The sequence below is a fragment of the Polynucleobacter sp. JS-Fieb-80-E5 genome, assembly GCF_018882015.1.
Classification (GTDB): domain Bacteria; phylum Pseudomonadota; class Gammaproteobacteria; order Burkholderiales; family Burkholderiaceae; genus Polynucleobacter.
In genome coordinates, this window is sequence record NZ_JACVPH010000003.1 from 16,633 (window position 1) to 33,895 (window position 17,263).

At 45.9% G+C, this 17,263-nt stretch carries 14 protein-coding genes; 11 read left to right on the forward strand and 3 right to left on the reverse strand.

The window, feature by feature from the left end; genetic code table 11:
- From rlmB to ICN44_RS05020, 3 genes are all read left to right on the forward strand, one after another.
- Positions 1-768, forward strand: a complete 768-nt coding sequence (gene rlmB, locus ICN44_RS05010; protein ID WP_216262978.1) for a 23S rRNA (guanosine(2251)-2'-O)-methyltransferase RlmB — start codon at positions 1-3, stop codon at positions 766-768.
- Between the two features lie 15 nt (positions 769-783).
- The gene (locus ICN44_RS05015; RefSeq protein ID WP_216262979.1) at positions 784-969 is read left to right on the forward strand and encodes a DUF2892 domain-containing protein; all 186 of its coding nucleotides are present in this window, start codon (positions 784-786) and stop codon (positions 967-969) included.
- A gap of 227 nt (positions 970-1,196) precedes the next feature.
- Positions 1,197-3,056, forward strand: a complete 1,860-nt coding sequence (locus ICN44_RS05020; RefSeq protein ID WP_216262980.1) for a carboxypeptidase-like regulatory domain-containing protein — start codon at positions 1,197-1,199, stop codon at positions 3,054-3,056.
- Between the two features lie 153 nt (positions 3,057-3,209).
- Here ICN44_RS05020 and tal read toward each other — a convergent pair whose 3' ends face one another.
- The gene (tal, locus tag ICN44_RS05025; protein ID WP_216262981.1) at positions 3,210-4,187 is read right to left on the reverse strand and encodes a transaldolase; all 978 of its coding nucleotides are present in this window, start codon (positions 4,185-4,187) and stop codon (positions 3,210-3,212) included.
- Positions 4,188-4,280: 93 nt separating this feature from the next.
- Between tal and rpiA the strand changes: the two genes are divergently transcribed.
- A complete protein-coding gene (gene rpiA, locus ICN44_RS05030) occupies positions 4,281-4,991 on the forward strand; it encodes a ribose-5-phosphate isomerase RpiA (RefSeq protein ID WP_216262982.1) in 711 nt (236 codons plus the stop codon).
- 259 nt (positions 4,992-5,250) lie between these two features.
- Here rpiA and ICN44_RS05035 read toward each other — a convergent pair whose 3' ends face one another.
- Both ICN44_RS05035 and argA read right to left on the reverse strand, forming a co-directional pair.
- A complete protein-coding gene (locus ICN44_RS05035) occupies positions 5,251-5,523 on the reverse strand; it encodes an oxidative damage protection protein (RefSeq protein WP_046330271.1) in 273 nt (90 codons plus the stop codon).
- 41 nt (positions 5,524-5,564) lie between these two features.
- The gene (gene argA / locus ICN44_RS05040) at positions 5,565-6,929 is read right to left on the reverse strand and encodes an amino-acid N-acetyltransferase (protein WP_216262983.1); all 1,365 of its coding nucleotides are present in this window, start codon (positions 6,927-6,929) and stop codon (positions 5,565-5,567) included.
- A gap of 17 nt (positions 6,930-6,946) precedes the next feature.
- Here argA and hrpA point away from each other — a divergent pair, with 17 nt between their 5' ends.
- The 7 genes from hrpA to glnA all read left to right on the forward strand — a co-directional run bounded on the left by hrpA (position 6,947) and on the right by glnA (position 17,263).
- The gene (gene hrpA / locus ICN44_RS05045) at positions 6,947-11,017 is read left to right on the forward strand and encodes an ATP-dependent RNA helicase HrpA (RefSeq protein ID WP_370624870.1); all 4,071 of its coding nucleotides are present in this window, start codon (positions 6,947-6,949) and stop codon (positions 11,015-11,017) included.
- 87 nt (positions 11,018-11,104) lie between these two features.
- Positions 11,105-12,124, forward strand: a complete 1,020-nt coding sequence (locus tag ICN44_RS05050) for a cytochrome D1 domain-containing protein (protein ID WP_370624877.1) — start codon at positions 11,105-11,107, stop codon at positions 12,122-12,124.
- A gap of 8 nt (positions 12,125-12,132) precedes the next feature.
- Positions 12,133-12,921: a polysaccharide deacetylase family protein gene (locus ICN44_RS05055; RefSeq protein WP_216262984.1), complete on the forward strand. Its 789-nt coding sequence runs from the start codon at positions 12,133-12,135 to the stop codon at positions 12,919-12,921.
- Between the two features lie 3 nt (positions 12,922-12,924).
- Positions 12,925-13,896: a sterol desaturase family protein gene (locus ICN44_RS05060; RefSeq protein ID WP_216262985.1), complete on the forward strand. Its 972-nt coding sequence runs from the start codon at positions 12,925-12,927 to the stop codon at positions 13,894-13,896.
- A 29-nt stretch (positions 13,897-13,925) separates the two neighbouring features.
- Entirely contained in the window at positions 13,926-14,795 is an 870-nt protein-coding gene (locus ICN44_RS05065) for an EI24 domain-containing protein (protein WP_216262986.1), read from the forward strand.
- Entirely contained in the window at positions 14,788-15,648 is an 861-nt protein-coding gene (locus tag ICN44_RS05070) for a molybdopterin-binding protein (RefSeq protein WP_216262987.1), read from the forward strand. Before ICN44_RS05065 ends, ICN44_RS05070 begins: the two co-directional genes overlap by 8 nt.
- Before the next feature lie 199 nt (positions 15,649-15,847).
- Positions 15,848-17,263 (forward strand): type I glutamate--ammonia ligase, encoded by a 1,416-nt coding sequence (gene glnA, locus ICN44_RS05075; RefSeq protein WP_215321863.1) that lies wholly within the window; start codon positions 15,848-15,850, stop codon positions 17,261-17,263.

A 17,263-nucleotide genomic window follows, 5' to 3' on the forward strand; every position in this document is an offset into this window, starting at 1 on the left:
ATGAAGCAAATATTAGTTGGATTTCATGCGGTACAAGCGCGCTTACGAATTGATCCAGATAGTTTGAAGTCTGTGTACTTTGACTCCGGTCGTCGTGATAGACGTATGGGGGATTTTTTAAAACAAGCTGAAGAGATTTTAGGTGAGCGTTTACACGCCGCTGATGCCGAGCGTTTGCATAAACTGACAGGGCATGATCGCCACCAAGGTGTTGTGGCCTTGGCAGAAAAAATGACTGTGGCACGCACTGTTACTGAAGTGGTTGAAGATGCTGAGAGTGCTCAGAAAAAGCCATTGTTCCTGGTTTTAGATGGCATTACTGATCCCCATAACTTTGGCGCTTGCCTGCGCGTAGCTGATGGCGCTGGCGTAGATGCTGTTGTAGTCCCTAAAGATCGCTCTGCATCAATTAATGCCACTGTAAGCAAGGTATCTAGTGGGGCATCAGAAGTGATACCCATTATTACGGTTACCAACCTCGTTCGAAGTATGAAAGAGATGCAGGAAGCGGGTGTTTGGCTAATTGGCACCGATGATGAGGCTACAAAATCGATTTATGACATCGACCTCACGGGGCCTATTGCCATCGTGATGGGGGCTGAAGGCGAGGGTATGCGCCGCCTGACCAAAGAAACTTGCGATGAGCTGGTGCGCATTCCTATGCAAGGTGCAGTCTCAAGTTTGAATGTGTCTGTCGCAAGTGGCGTATGCTTATACGAGGCATTAAGACAGCGCCTAGCTAAAGTATCTGACAAAGCTGCCAAGTAAAACAAGGAGCTTCATATGAAATGCAATATCGGACATACTGATCGCGTTCTACGAATGACTGTTGGCGTCACGCTAATGGGCTTAGCTGGTTTTGGTATCACTGGCCCATGGGCTTGGATTGGAATCATTCCATTATTAACGGGAATGATTGGCAACTGCCCGGCTTACTCAATACTAGGCTTCAATACTGCCAAGAAGTAAGTAATACTCTTATTTATTGCTGAAATCGTTACCAAAGCCGTCCTCTTGGGCGGCTTTACTTTTGGCGCTGATGGCAGCTTTCGGTCAATAGCGGTCTATAAATGGCTGGAAATCCTCTTCATTGGTAGATCTTATGCAAAGAAGAAGCTACTCCTTATGATTTTCATAAAATTATGATAGATTGGTGTTAATTTTTATAAATTTATTACTTGTCATTCGGGGTTTAAATGAAAAATCGCATATTGCTTAGTTCAGTGATTATTCTTATAGGTGCAATAGTGGTTGCCTGTGGTGGCGGGGGAGGCGGAGGAGGTTCATCTACCGGTGGCTCATCTTCAACTAGCCTATCTGGTACAGCCTCAGTTGGCGCGCCAATGTCTGGAGCAACTATTACATTGACTGACGTTACTGGCGCAACTCAGCAGACTATCGCTGATGAAAATGGCGCCTATAGCTTTAGTGACATTGCCAATCTCAAGGCCCCAATTTTAGTTTCCGCAAGTGGTTATGTTGGCAATAATCCAGCCACTTACTCTGGAATAGTTACCTCGGTTAATTCTGGGGCGGTTACAGTCGCTAACGCCAGTCCACTGACTGATGCTATTGTCTTTCAGGCTTCTGGTCAAAGCGCAGGTACTTTGCTTACAAATCCTAGCGCAATGTCTACCATTACTTCAAGTGCTGTTGCATCATCTGCATCTCAAGTAGCGACAGCTATTTCTAACGTGTTAAACGGAATTACCTCAGGGTCTGCTAACGGCTATAACTCTATTTCAACTGGGTATGTTGCTGATGGTATCGGTGCATATGACAAGGTGCATGACTTAGTTAGCGTCTATATGACTCCGATATCTGGCTCAAGTGCTATGGCCATTAATATTGCAGATAAGTCTGGCACTGTTGGTACAACCACAATTACTCCGGGTCAGACAGTTACCCCCTTACCAACTATTCCTTCTGCCATCTCCAATTTGGCGCTATCTTCATTGCAAAAAGGGTATGTCAAATTTAATAGCGTGATTAGTACAGCATCGGGCTTAAATGGAAGTCAGTTTGGCGCATTTTTTAGCGACAATTATCTCGATAATGGGCAGACCAAGGAGCTACTAATGTCTCAGCTGCGCAATTCAAGTGGGGGATCTTATTTGCTAGGAGCGACTCTTTCTAATCCTGTAGTTAATTCATGCACTATTAATGGAGCGTGTAATGTGTCATTTTTATTAACGCGAGCAGATAAGTCCCTAAATAAAATTAATCAAACTTATATTTATGATTCTAGTTCGGGGAATTGGCTTCTCTATGGAAATCAACAGGGAAATGTACAGGTCGGTTTTCAGTCTTATGCCCAACTTTCAAATGCAACTAATACATTTAATGTTGGCATTAATTTTGGCATTATGGGCAACAATGAGACGGCTGCTAATAATCCCTACAACAGTGCTACAGCTACATTTCAAACGGCAAGTGGTACCGTAGATGCAACTATCAACTTTATTCAGAAAACTAGCGTAGGAGGTTCATGCTCACCAAGTAGCTCAAATTACTACGGATTGCCTATTACAGATGTGACTAACCCCTCAACAAGAACACCTGATTTGGCATCATCAAATGCTTGTAACAACTGGATCACTATTTCAGATGAATCAACCCTAAAAACTGTTAATAGCCATATTGCTGCAGGCGGATATAAGTTGGTTGTTAAGGCGTATACCAGTAATAACTGGACTGGTACGCCTGTCACGGTTACTCAGACCCTAACTTCGCCATTGATTACATCTGATGTAATCAATGTTTCGATGTTTCCAAAGGTTGCGCCAGCAACTGGCGCAAGTGGCCCTTATTTGAGCATTTCCAATGCCAGTGATTACACTTTGGTCGGTTCAGTCTGCATGTCTTCTAATGCCCAAATTGGGTATTGCGATATGACAAATAAGCCATCTAACACTTCAGTTTATAACTCCAATAGCAATGTTGCCTTGCTTGGCAAGTACAGCCCGTTAACTGCTTGGCCATCTGGCCAAACTATCCGAACTTACTTTGTGCATGCACAAGATAAATATGGACGTGATTTAAGGGTAAACAACTAAGTTAGTAAAAAGATTTTTTTGAACCAGCTTCGGCTGGTTGAAATCAAGGTCGTTAGCAGCCATTGCAGAGGTGGTGAAAGCCGCCCTTGCTTTAAAAAGATGCCTCGACATCAAGAGGGCTCTGCGTTTAATAAGCTGTAGCCCTAATCTAAATTACTTGGCTAGTAGCGCTTCCAACTTCTCGGTATCCACGCAGAAGTTCCGAATCCCTTCAGCTAATTTCTCGGTAGCCATTGCATCATTGTTGAGCTGCAGTCGGAAACTGGATTCATCTAGTTTTAGCGGTGTAATGCCTTCCGCCTCTAATGCTGCTTTGGCATAAGCAGCATCGAGTTTTGCCTCGACGGAGATATGACTGCTCTGGAGCTCAGCCAATAGTTCTGGGCTAATAGTCAAAAGGTCACAACCCGCTAGCTCTAGGATCTGGCTGGTATTGCGAAAGCTAGCCCCCATGATTTCAGTAGGGATGCCAAAGTGCTTGTAGTAATGAAAGATTCTCTTTACTGAAGTTACGCCAGGATCATTTGCGCCACCATTAGCACTCTCACTCCAGTTGCTGGCTAACTTAGCTTTATTCCAATCGGTGATGCGACCCACAAATGGAGAAATGAGTTTTGCATTGGCTGCACCACATGCAGCCGCTTGCACGAGTGAGAAGAGTAGGGTCATATTGCAATGAATACCTTGCGCCTCTAATTCTTTGGCGGCGGCAATACCTTCCCATGTTCCTGCTAACTTAATCAAAATTCGTTTACGGTCAATGCCATGAGATTCATATAGGGCAATTAAATGCTTTGCTTTAGTTACAGTCGCCTTGCTATCAAAAGAAAGTCTGGCGTCAACTTCAGTAGAAACGCGACCAGGAACAATCTTCAGAATCTCCAAACCAAACGCAACCAGGATGTAATCCACCAAATCGGCCGGGCTCATACCTGGATGCGCTGCCTTGACCGACTGCACCAAATCTTGGTAATTGCTTTGTTGAGCAGCTTTTAGAATCAGGGAGGGGTTGGTAGTCGCATCTTGCGGCTGAAAAGCCTGCATACGCTCAAAATCGCCTGTATCAGCCACAACGGTGGTGAGTTTCTTCAGTTGCTCTAGTTGGCTTAGTGACGAAGGGGTGTTGTTCATGGGCTTGCTCGCTGCTCAAAGGTGGTTTTCTTGTGGATATCATATGATAGATGGATTAATTACTCAGTTCCAGTAAAGGCATTTGATAGCTATATGAACCAAGATCAACTAAAGCAAATGGTAGGCGAGGCGGCTAGAGATGAAGTCCTTAAGCTGCCTGCCGGACAGATTTTAGGTGTTGGCACAGGCTCGACTGCCAATTGCTTCATTGATGCGCTAGCTCCGCATAAGGATCATTTTGCGGGCACGGTATCGAGCTCTAACGCTACGACTGAACGCTTACTCAAACACGGTTTTAAGGTGCTAGACCCAAATGATGTGCAAGGTCTGCCAGCTTATGTTGATGGGGCAGATGAAATTGATCCTTTGGGTCATATGATTAAGGGTGGCGGCGGAGCGCTCACCAGAGAAAAAATTATTGCCTCCATGGCAAAGCAATTCATTTGCATTTGCGATTCATCAAAACAAGTACCGGTGCTAGGCAACTTTGCATTACCAGTAGAAATCATTCCTCTTGCGAAAGGCGTTGTGAGTCGTGAGTTGGAGAAATTAGGCGGAAAAGTTACCCTCCGTCTGGCAAAGAGCACTAGGGCTGATCTTAATCAAACTCCTAGCGAGCCTTTTGTCACCGATAACGGTGGTTGGATCCTGGATATAGCTGGCCTGAAGATTGCCGACCCTATTCAGATGGAAGCGCAAATCAATCAAATCGCTGGTGTGATTACCGTCGGCCTGTTTGCTAAAGAAAAAGCCAATATTCTGTTGGTCAGCAACGCTGCTGGCGTTGCAAGAATTGCGCTGTAGAAATTAAAAAACCCGACGGGGTATGCCCATCGGGTTTATCTGCCATGATATGCATGGCGCAGATAATCGGAAGGTAATTAGTTCCGACATCTATGAGTGCACAGATGCGCTCATCTTAAGTGGCTTTCGCCAATGTGAGTGTGACACTAATTCTGTCTCACCACAACTTCATCCTACGCTTATCGTTGGCAGTGTCAACAGCAATTCAGAATATATTTTTCAATCATCTCTTTGCTGCAACACCGCAACCGATATTTGCTTACTCTGCAGGCGGTACGTAACCTTGAGCCATATCAGCACCACCCTCAAAAAAGTACTTTTCTACCTGCTTTAAGAGGTACTGACGTGCACGTGGGTCGGCCATATTGAGGCGGTTTTCATTAATCAGCATTGTTTGGTGCTTTAACCAAGCAGCCCAAGCTTCTTTGGAGACTTGATTCCAAACCTTCTTACCTAGCTCGCCTGGAAGCGGGGCGAAATCCATTCCCTCAGCTTCTTTATTGAGTTTGATACATTGAACCATGCGTGCCATCTGTAATGCCTTTCTAGTATTTCTTCAGTTTCTTAAATTACTTATAGATCTTTAGTTAAAACCATAGACTTGCGGTCCCAGTTATATATTTGTTTTCTTTCCTCAGGCAAATCATCAACTGATGCCCGTTTAAAGCCACGCTTTAAGAACCAGTGCTCAGTTCTAGTGGTGAGAACAAATAATTTTTTAATACCTTCTTGCTTGGCGCGCATTTCAACACGCTTGAGTAGACGCTCGCCGTCACCCGAACCTTGTACGTCAGGATCTACTGCGAGACAAGCTAACTCACCAACACCATTCGGGAATGGGAAGAGGGCGGCACAACCAAAAAGAACTCGGTCATGCTCTATAACTGAGAATCGCTGAATGTCACGTTCAATCACGTCTTGTCCACGAGCCGCCAAGATGCCTTCATCTTCCAAAGGCATCGTCAACTGCAAAATACCGCCGACATCATCTTGATTGGCTTCACGTAAGTTCTCGATATCAGATGAGGCTAGCATCATGCCAATACCATCATGGGTAAAGAGCTCTTCGAGGAGCGCTCCATCCTGATTGCAGGGCAAAAAGTGAACCCGGCTAACGCCTGCTCGTATTGCTCTACCAGAGATATTGAGCAAACCCTTCATGCCAAGATCCATGTCTTTATTCTGGGCAACATACTCTTGCAACTGAGGCATAGATAGTTCAGTGATGAAATCACCTTCATCATCTTTTAGGCCTGGATATGGACTCAAGAAGATTAACTTATCTGCTTTCAGTGCAGCAGCAGTCGATGCTGCCACGTCTTCATACGCTAGATTAAATGCTTGTCCTGTTGGTGAGAATCCTAAAGGTGAAAGCAAAACAATTTTATTGCTGTCCAAGGACTGCCCAATAGAGCTAGAGTCGACCTTACGTACAAGGCCAGTATGAATGTAGTCAGTGCCTTCAACAACACCCACAGGCATTGCAGTAATAAAGTTTCCTGAGATCACAGAGATACGTGAGCCAGCCATTGGAGTGTTTGGTAAACCACGGCTAAATGCTGCCTCAATATCGAGGCGCAATTCACCGGCAGCTTCTTTCACGCACTCGAGCGCAGCAGCATCAGTAATCCGATAGCTGTGCAGGACACTCTTACCAAACTTACTTTTAATTTTCCGGAGCATCAATTGCTCTTCAATCTGTGGGCGGATACCGTGAACCAAAACAATCCGCATACCCATAGCATGGAGCATGGCGATATCTTCAATCAGATTCTCAAGGCCGATTTCTTGGACAAGTTCACCCGCAAAGGCGATCACAAAGGTCTTCTCACGGAAGCTATGAATGTAGGGCGCAACATCGCGCAACCACCCTACGAAAGGGAAGTTGGAGGTCGTTTCTTCGGCCATTAAGGCCTGGTTCGGTGCATTTGTTGGCATAGTGAGAAAATTATAGGGTGCAAGAGCCCATAAACCAACAAAAACCCAATGCAATGCCACAGCCTGTGCCTGCTTCCAACACCTTACGTAAGCTAGAAATTCGCTTTCCAGAGGAATTGCCGGTCTCTGGTCAGCGTCAGCTCATCAAGGATGCCCTGCAGAGCCACCAGGTGGTGATTGTGTGCGGTGAGACTGGCTCGGGCAAGACCACCCAGCTTCCGAAGATCTGTTTGGATCTGGGGCGAGGGACGATTAATGGCGGCAAGCTCATTGGCCATACTCAACCTCGACGGATTGCAGCCACCGCTACAGCCAAGCGCATCGCCCAAGAGCTAGGTTCGCCCATTGGCCAAGATGTGGGCTACCAAGTTCGTTTTGCTGATAAGACTAGTCATACCGCTTCTATCAAACTGATGACCGACGGTATCTTGCTAGCAGAGACTCAGCGCGACCCTCAGTTACGCGCCTACGACACGCTCATCATTGACGAAGCGCATGAGCGTAGTCTAAACATTGATTTCTTATTGGGATATCTGCGCCAGCTACTCCCAAAGCGGCCAGATCTCAAGCTGATCATTACCTCAGCAACCATCGATGCCCAGCGTTTTGCCGAGCACTTTGCCATTAATGGCAAGGTAGCGCCCGTTATCGAAGTCAGCGGTAGATTGTTTCCGGTAGAGCAACGTTACTCACCGCTGGAGCCGGATACCAAGCCAGATGGCAAAAAAGAATCCAAAACTGCCAAGGAAATTTCGGATGCGGTGACGGAAGAGATCGCCAGCTTATGGCGAGAAGGAGCAGCGGGCGCAGGAGACGTGTTGGTCTTCTTGCCGGGCGAGCGTGAGATACGCGATTGCGCAGAAGCCTTGCGTAAAGATCATGTCTTGCAGCAACGCTTCCATCCCGAGATTCTGAGTTTATTTGCGCGTCAATCAGTCGCCGAGCAAGAGAGGGTCTTTAGCCCAGGCAATGGGCGACGGATTATTCTGACAACCAACGTTGCAGAGACCTCGTTAACAGTGCCGAACATTCGGTATGTGATCGACAGTGGTCTAGCGAGGGTCAAACGCTACTCCTATCGCAATAAGGTAGAGCAGTTACAAATTGAACCCATCTCGCAAGCTGCTGCCAATCAAAGAGCAGGGCGTTGCGGTCGTGTATCCGATGGCATCTGTGTTCGCTTACATAGCGAGCAAGATTATCTAGGGCGGCCTAAATTTACTGATCCAGAGATATTGCGTAGCTCATTAGCTGCAGTGCTGTTGCGCATGAGCTCCTTACGCTTACCCAAGATCCAGCATTTCCCCTTCATTGATAAACCCTTGGGTAGAGCAATTGCTGATGGCGTGCAGCTTTTGGATGAATTAGGCGCAATTGAATTCGATGAATCAGAGCCTGCAGATGGCAAGGATATTAATAACAGCTTCAAGCTCACTGCTATTGGCAAACAATTAGCAGACTTACCGCTTGATCCGCGCATTGGCAGAATGCTCTTAGCTGCTAAAGAGCAGAATGCCTTAAAGGAAGTCACCATCATCGCATCTGCTTTGGCAACTCAAGATCCGCGTGATCGTCCCATGGACCAAGCTGCCGCCGCCGATCAAGCTCATCTACAGTTTGCTGATGAACGCTCTGAGTTTCTGAGTTTCGTCAAACTCTGGAACTGGTATCAAGATGCCTTAAAGCATAAGAGTAGCAATCGACAGCTTGAGAATTTATGTAAAAGTAAATTTCTATCACCACGTCGCTTACGCGAATGGCGCGATGTTCATGGTCAACTGCATACCATGCTGGGCGAGAAGGGCTGGAAAGAAAATGCTTTAGCTGCAACGTATGAGCAGGTGCACCTTTCTTTATTAACAGGCCTGCTCGGATATATAGCCAAAAAAGAAGAGGACGAGAAATCTCAAGATCGCAATAGCAAAACTGGTGGTTATGTTGGCGCGCGGGGTATTCGTCCATTCATTTGGCCTGGTTCTACTATTGGCAAAAAGGCAGGCGCCTGGATATTGGCTGGGGAACTTCAAGAAACGAATCGCATGTATGCCAGAACGATTGCGAAGATTGAGCCGCAATGGGTGGAGCGTGTTGCTGCGCATCGTCTAATCAAATCCCTTAGTGATCCTTTCTGGGATAACCGTCAGGGTGAGGTAATGGCTTTTGAGCGGGGCACTTTGTATGGCTTGCCGATTTATCATGGCCGTAGGGTTCGATATGAACCACACAATCCCGAGGAAACTAGGGAGTTATTTATTGGCCAAGCCCTGGTGCAGGAAGAAATGTTTGGGCGCATGGATACACCAGCGCTCCAGCGTGAAACAGAAACCGATGCCAAGAAAAAATATCCTAATGCGTTTGGATTCTTTTGGCATAACCGTCGCTTGATTAAAGAAATCGAAGCCTTAGAACACCGCTCGCGTCGACCAGATGTATTAGTAGATGATGATTTGCTATTTGCTTTTTATGAATCTCGAATACCTAAAGAAGTGCGTAGTCGTGAAAGTCTTAAGGCGTGGCTAACGAAAGATAGAAATACCGAAAAAGATCTTGATACTCAACTTCGCCTAGAAAAAGCGGGCTTGATGCGCCATGAGGCGGCTGGTATTACCGTAGATCGCTATCCAAAGACGATGTTAGTCGGTGGTGCGCAGCTGAGTCTCACCTATCACTTCGAGCCCGGCAGCCCAAAGGATGGCGTAACCCTTGTTGTTCCTTTGACCCAGCTTAATCAAGTAGATGGCCGTCGTTGTGAATGGCTAGTACCTGGAATGTGTGAGGAGAAGGTATTGCTGCTTCTTAAATCACTACCGCAAAAACTCAGACGCCATTGCGTGCCATTGCCCGATTATGCAAAGTCTTTTCTTGAGCGCAAGTTAGAAGAGAAGCAATTTGGCGTTGGTGATTTTTTAGATAGCCTGATTGGCGATATCCGCAAAGAGCGCGGCTTAGAAATTAAACGAACTGACTTTAGGCCAGAGGCATTACCACTGCATTCCTCGATGAATTTCCGTCTGATTGACGAACATGGACGCCAGCTCGAGGTAGAGCGCAACTTGGCTCGCTTACGTTCAGAGTATGGACAGACCGCTCGCAATGCCTTCCAAGCGATTGCCCAAGAGACTGCTCAGTTCGAGTTGGGAATGGAGCCACCTCTAGGTGAAAAATCTAAACCCAATGCAAACGGAGGTGCAAACACCGCCGATACCACTCGTAAGGTCGAGCAGGGTGGCTACCGCGTTTGGGAGTTTGGTGAGTTGCCAGAAACTTTAGAGATTCAAAAGGGGAATAAAACTCTGTTTGGTTACCCCGCCCTAGTAGATCGTGTTGACTTTTGTGATCTTGAGGTATTTGATGATTTAGAGGAGGCTCGCAAACAGCATGCTTTAGGACTACGTCGCTTATTTGCACTGAGTAATAAAGACACGCTCAAAGCCCTGCAAAAAAAATTGCCCGGTATTCGTGAATTGGGCTTACTATTTATTAACGTGGGATCAGTAGAGGGCTTGATTGATCAGATTCTGAATATTGCCCTTGAGCGTGCTTTTATGACCGAGCAACTTCCGGTGAATGCAGAACAATTTGCCGAGCGCCTACAAGCTGGAAAACCGAGATTGGCACTCATTGCCCAAGAGATTGCTCGCCACGCGTTAAATGCATTGCAAGCCCATGCAGATTTGCAGAAAAAGATTGCCAGTGCAAAAGCAGCCTCGCCAAGCGCCTACACCGATATACAAGCGCAGATGCAGGAATTGATCTTCCCTAAGTTTGTGGCGGAGATACCATACTCCCAATTGGTGCATGTGCCACGCTACTTAAAAGCAATTGCGATGCGGATTGATAAATTACGATCAAATCCTAGTCGTGATGCCCAATGTCAAAAAGATTGGGAATCGGTTGCTCGTCCGTGGCAAAAACTGATGCAGGGTAACAAGGGGTCTGCCTCTTATGCGATGGCTGAGGATCAAGCTTTAACGGATTTTCGTTGGCAGTTGGAAGAGTTGCGGGTGGCTTTGTATGCTCAAGAGCTCAAAACCCCAACCCCCATGTCCTTAAAGCGGCTCGAAAAGGTTTTAACAAGCTTGCGCTAGGTCAAATCCAAAGCATATCCACTGGATTTGAAGGTCTATTCAGTCTCCCCAATTGCTTACAATGGAGGGATGTACAAATTTATCAAGATTAGAGGTTTTCGCACAATCGCGACCTCTGCATTATTGGCGCTTTTGTTGGCCAATCAAACTGCTTTTGGGCAAACCACTAGCCCCGTAGCCTCATCAACTCCTGCAAATCAACCTAAGTTGGCAGTGATTCTGAATTCTGGTTCTGCATCTGTCAGTTTGATCGATATGAACACGCGTGAGATTGTTAAAACAATCCCAGTTGGTAAGGAACCTCATCACCTCATGATGACCCCAGATCAAAAATCATTATTGATTGCTAATGCTGCAGGTAATGATGTTGTATTGATGAATCCAACTACGGGTGAGTTGACTGGCAAGATTCCGAACATTATTGATCCATACCAAATTGGTTACTCCCCAAACCACAAATGGTTTATAGCCAATGGCAATCGCTTGGATCGAGTGGATATTTATGCTGCCGACAGTGCAAATCTCAAATTAGCTAAGACCGTAAAGCTGGGTAAGACACCTAGTCATATTGCTTTTACATCAGATAGCAAAATTGCATTTATTACTTTGCAAGACTCTAGTGAACTTGCTGCAATAGATCTTGAAACACAAAATGTATTGTGGGTAATGCCCACGGGTAAAGTGCCTGCTGGTTTGTGGATGACGCCTGGCGATCAATGCCTCTTAGTGGGTATTACTGGTGATGACTATGTTCAAGTAATTGATTGGAAAAATCGCAAAGAAGTAAAGCGTATCCCTACTGGGAAGGGTGCTCATAACTTCCGTCCTTTAGGTGACAAAAAGCATGTATTTGTCAGTAACCGCATTGCTTCTACGATCAGCTTGATCAACATGCAAACCTTGGAGAAGGTGGGCGATATCACTGGACTGCCAGCTGGCCCAGACGATATGGAAATTACTCCAGATGGTAAAACGATGTGGGTTACTTTCCGCTTTTCTAAAAAGGTTGGGGTAATTGATATCCCATCAATGAAGTTGGTAACGGTGATTCCGGTTGGTAAGTCACCACATGGTGTGTTTTTTACTCCAAGGGCTGGATGGGAATAATTAATATCATGAAGCGCCTAAGTCCTAACGCATTCATCCGTATCGCAGCCGTACTTATGCTCGGCTGTTTTTCATTGGGCGCCAATGCTCAAGCCGCAGAATGCAGTAAGAAGGTTTACCTCACTTTCGATACCGGCAATATGTCAGTGGCTGAAAAAGTGGCTGAGATTCTCAAGCGGCAAAACGTAAAGGCTACTTTTTTCTTGGCCAATGAAAAAACCTACCGCGGCGACTTTGCTTTAGATGATTCTTGGAAACCCTTTTGGCAGCAATTAGCAAAGGAAGGTAATCATTTTGGTAGCCATACTTACGACCATGATTACTTTGTGAAGGATGGCCCTAAGGGACAGGTTTTTGAGAAGCCGCAATTTGGTCCAAAGGCGGGAGAAACTGTTTTGTATAACGAGGCAGTAATGTGTAAGCAGATACGTCGGGTTGATCAGCGCTTTCAAGAAATGACAAATCAGCCGCTGCAGAAAATCTGGCGTGCGCCCGGAGGTAAAACTTCGCCTACCTTGATTCGAATGGGTGATATGTGCGGTTATCAGCATATTGGCTGGGCTCCCGCTGGTTTCTTGGGAGATGAGTTGAACTCCGAGAAGCATCCCAATCACCTTCTGTTGGACAAAGCGAGTAGAGATCTAAAGGATGGCGATATCACCATGGCTCACTTGGGTATTTGGTCTAGAAAAGATCCATGGGCACCTGCGGTTTTGGAGCAGTTGATTGTTAACCTGAAGGGCCGTGGTTTCTGTTTTGGGCTACTGCCCAAAGATTCTGCAAATCAGTCAAAATAAAGCATGGACCTCACTACCGTCACCTCCATGATTTCGAATGCTTATGCCAGCGTTCAGGAGTTTTTGTTTGCTAATGTAGTGGGTCCGATTCTGTACCAATTCGACTTAATGTCTTGGGCTGAGGATGTATTTGATGGGATCGATTGGTTCTTATTTGGTTGTGTTCAGCTCTTCTTAATCATTGTTTTATTAAGAACGTGGGAGCGCCTAGCCCCAGCAGAAAAGCAAGAGCGTTTTTCAAAGTCGAGCAGGGCAGATGTTTTATATACCTTATTTCATCGTCTGGGAATATTTCATGGCTTGATTTTTATATGCCTATCTGGATTCTTTTTTGAGATTGATTCCATCCTGCATGATTTCCGTTTTGATCGCCTGAATGTAGAGTCCTGGTGGCCAGGCGTGACATCAGTCCCCGTTGTTAGCTTCTTGATCTATCTCATCATTCTGGACTTTGTGGATTTTCTTTATCACCGCGCTTCGCATGCGTTTAACTGGTGGTGGCAATTGCATGCCTTGCATCATAGCCAAACTGTAATGACGGCCTGGTCTGATAATCGTAGTCACATTCTGGATGATGTGATGCGAGCAGCAATCATGTCCTTCTTCGCGCTGTTGATTGGTGTATCGCCAGGGCAATTCATTATGTTGATTGCGCTGAGCCAATTTATTCAAAGTTGGCAGCACGCCAATATTAAGGTTCACTTAGGGTCTGCTAAATATTTATTGGTATCCCCAATGTTTCACCGTATGCATCATGCCGTGGGCTATGGGCATGATGCTATCGGTAAACCCGGCGTATTGGGCGGTTGTAATTTTGGTATTTTGTTTCCGTGGTGGGATATGTTATTCGGAACGGCCATCTTCACCAAAGAGGTCTATCCTACGGGAGTCAGAAATTTAACTGTTTCAGAAAATATCATCACTCAACAATGGCAAAGCTTGGTGCGCGCCATTAAAGAATTCAAGCCTAAGTAGACTGCAAGTCTGCAGGCAATAGGAGTTGTATGGTCGGATTACCGCAAGTATTTAAATCGTTTGGCATGGCATTAGTTGGAACCATGCATCCGCGAATGTTATGGCTGAGCTTCAGGCCATTTTTGATCGTCTCAGTTTTATGGGGTTGCCTCATTTGGCTCACATGGACGCCCGCCTTAGAAACATTAAGCATTTTTCTAACAACTTCCGTCTTTACGAGCTGGATCCAAGAGGGTTTGGTTTGGGCGGGTTTTGAAAATGCTAGAGCGTGGATTGCGCCATTATTTTTTGTCATGCTAATCATCCCCCTGATTACGATTAGCTTGTTAGTCTTCATCGCGTTTTCAACGGTACCCTCGATTGTGAAGATCGCCTCTAAGCAATCACAATTTCAGGATCTAGAGTGCAAGAAGGGTGGCGGTTTCTTTGGCAGTTTGATCTATAGCCTATGGTCAGCCCTCATTTGTCTTGCGTTGGTGATGCTCACCCTACCTGTGTGGTGGGTTCCTCCACTGGTGGCTGTCTTGCCTCCATTGTTATGGGGATGGTTAACGATGCGCCTGATGTCGTATGACGTTCTAGCACAGCATGCCAGTTCAGAAGAGCGCGACCTTCTGCTTCAAAAATATCGCTGGCCTTTATTCTGTATGGGTATAGCCTCAGGCATGTTGGGCGCAGTGCCAACTTTCTTCTGGGCTACCTCTGCATTGGCTTTAGTGTTATTTCCAATAGTGAGCTTTATAGCCCTTTGGATTTATTCTCTGATTTTTGTGTTTGCTGCTTTATGGTTTAGCTACTTCTTATTAGATGCACTCAAGCAATTGAGAGAAGAAGAGTTGGATCAGGCGCTCACAGTGCAATCTCGCGTTGTTGATATGGAACTGCCTTACCATGGTTGATGCAATTAAAAAAGTTGAAATAGAAGTACCAAACAAAGCCCAACGTCGCTTTGGTTTAATCGTGATTGGCGATGAGATTTTGTCTGGTCGTCGTCAAGATAAGCATATGAGTAAGCTTATCGAGTTGCTCAATGAGCGCGGCCTCAGTCTTGCATGGGCTAAATACGTTGCTGATGATCCCGAGCAAATTACTGCAACACTTAAAGACAGTTTTGCAAGTGGTGATGTTGTGTTTAGTACTGGTGGCATTGGCGCGACACCGGATGATCACACCCGTCAATGTGCGGCACTTGCTCTCGGCACAAAAACGCAATTACATCCAACTGCGCAAGAATTGATTGCTGGCCGCATTCAGTCGATGGCTGAAGGAGATCCAATCAAGTCAGATTTAAGTACTCCAGAAAATCAGCATCGCTTCAAGATGGGGGAGTTTCCGATTGGTAGTGAAATTATTCCAAACCCATACAACCAAATTCCAGGATTTCGGATACAGGAGCATCACTTTGTGCCCGGCTTTCCGGTAATGGCTGCGCCGATGATGGCTTGGTGTTTGGATACTTTCTACAAGGATCTATTCCATCAAGAAAATTGGGCAGAGCAAAGCTTCATTGTTCCTAAGGGAGTTGAATCTACCTTGACCCCCTTAATGGAGCGCATAGAGGCTAATTTTCCAGGGGTGAAGGTCTTTAGTCTCCCTTCTGTCGGTGACGCCTCTAAGGGGGGTGTTTATGCCCAGCGTCATATTGAGCTGGGGATTAAGGGCAATGCCAACCTTCTAGAAAGCGCTTGGACTGCCTTGAGAACAGGCACCCAAGAGCTGGGTTACGAAATCCACGACATCAGCCAGTCTTAGTTGCACTAAAAAGGTGCAAATAGGGGTATTTAGGCTTGTATGAGGGATATTTCAGCACTTAAACAGTGCAATAATGAGTGTTCCCATTTGTTTGCTTCAGTAAATTACATACATCCAGTAGGCATGTTTGGTGCCTGGAATGAACAAGGGTGTATGCCTTAAGTTTTGATTCCGAATTTAGTTAATAGAGGAGATTTGCATGACGAAGACCGTCGCTGATGTGATGAAGTTGGTTAAAGAGAAAGAATGTACTTTCGTTGATTTCCGCTTTGTGGATACAAAGGGTAAAGAACAACACACGACAGTGCCTATCTCTGCTTTTGACGAAGATAAATTTGAGAGCGGTCATGCATTTGACGGTTCATCTATCGCTGGTTGGAAAGGTATTGAAGCTTCAGACATGTTGCTCAAACCAGATCCAACAGCTGCTTACATCGATCCATTCTATGAAGAGCCAACCTTGGTTCTTACATGTGACGTTATTGAGCCAGCTGATGGCAAAGGTTACGATCGCGATCCACGTTCTATCGCTAAGCGCGCTGAAGCGTATTTGAAGAGCACCGGCTTAGGTGATGCTGCTTACTTTGGTCCAGAGCCAGAGTTCTTCATTTTTGACGGCGTTCGTTGGGGTGCCGATATGCAGGGTTGCTTCGTGAAGATTGATTCCGAAGAAGCTCCATGGTCATCTGGTGCAGAAATCGAAGGCGGTAACACTGGTCACCGTCCAGGTAAAAAAGGCGGTTACTTCCCAGTTGCTCCTGTAGATACATTCCAAGATATGCGTTCTGAAATGTGCTTGATTCTTGAATCATTGGGCATTCCAGTTGAAGTTCATCACCATGAAGTTGCTGGCCAAGGCCAAAATGAATTGGGTACCAAGTTCAGCACATTGACTCAACGCGCTGACTGGACTATCTGGCAGAAGTATGTCATTCATAACGTTGCTCATGCTTATGGCAAGACAGCAACTTTCATGCCTAAACCAGTAGTTGGCGATAACGGTTCTGGTATGCACGTTCACCAATCCGTTTGGAAGAATGGTGAGAACTTGTTTGCTGGTAACGGTTATGCAGGCTTGTCAGAGTTTGCATTGTTCTACATTGGCGGCATCATCAAGCACGCTAAAGCATTGAATGCAATTACCAACCCAGGTACAAACTCATACAAGCGTTTGGTTCCAGGCTTTGAGGCTCCAGTGAAATTGGCTTACTCAGCACGTAATCGTTCTGCTTCAATCCGTATTCCACACGTTCCAAATCCTAAGGGTCGTCGTATTGAGACTCGTTTCCCAGATCCATTGGCTAACCCATACCTCTGCTTCTCAGCATTGCTGATGGCTGGTTTGGATGGCGTACAGAACAAGATTCATCCAGGCGAAGCTGCTGACAAGAACTTGTATGACTTGCCACCAGAAGAAGATGCAAAGATCCCAACCGTTTGCGCAAGCTTGGAAGAGGCATTGGACGCATTGAAGAAGGATCACGAGTTCTTGACTCGTGGTGGAGTATTCACTGAATCTATGATTGATGCATATATCAATTTGAAGATGGAAGATGTCACACGTTTCCGTATGACTACCCATCCAATCGAATTTGATATGTACTACTCCCTGTAA

Bases quoted from the DNA above. Each gene is read 5' to 3' on its own strand.
- rlmB (WP_216262978.1), top strand. From the start codon at position 1: ATGAAGCAAATATTAGTTGGATTTCATGCGGTACAAGCGCGCTTACGA.
- ICN44_RS05015 (WP_216262979.1), top strand. From the start codon at position 784: ATGAAATGCAATATCGGACATACTGATCGCGTTCTACGAATGACTGTT.
- ICN44_RS05020 (WP_216262980.1), top strand. From the start codon at position 1,197: ATGAAAAATCGCATATTGCTTAGTTCAGTGATTATTCTTATAGGTGCA.
- tal (WP_216262981.1), bottom strand. From the start codon at position 4,187: ATGAACAACACCCCTTCGTCACTAAGCCAACTAGAGCAACTGAAGAAA.
- rpiA (WP_216262982.1), top strand. From the start codon at position 4,281: ATGAACCAAGATCAACTAAAGCAAATGGTAGGCGAGGCGGCTAGAGAT.
- ICN44_RS05035 (WP_046330271.1), bottom strand. From the start codon at position 5,523: ATGGCACGCATGGTTCAATGTATCAAACTCAATAAAGAAGCTGAGGGA.
- argA (WP_216262983.1), bottom strand. From the start codon at position 6,929: ATGCCAACAAATGCACCGAACCAGGCCTTAATGGCCGAAGAAACGACC.
- ICN44_RS05055 (WP_216262984.1), top strand. From the start codon at position 12,133: ATGAAGCGCCTAAGTCCTAACGCATTCATCCGTATCGCAGCCGTACTT.
- ICN44_RS05060 (WP_216262985.1), top strand. From the start codon at position 12,925: ATGGACCTCACTACCGTCACCTCCATGATTTCGAATGCTTATGCCAGC.
- ICN44_RS05065 (WP_216262986.1), top strand. From the start codon at position 13,926: ATGGTCGGATTACCGCAAGTATTTAAATCGTTTGGCATGGCATTAGTT.
- ICN44_RS05070 (WP_216262987.1), top strand. From the start codon at position 14,788: ATGGTTGATGCAATTAAAAAAGTTGAAATAGAAGTACCAAACAAAGCC.
- glnA (WP_215321863.1), top strand. From the start codon at position 15,848: ATGACGAAGACCGTCGCTGATGTGATGAAGTTGGTTAAAGAGAAAGAA.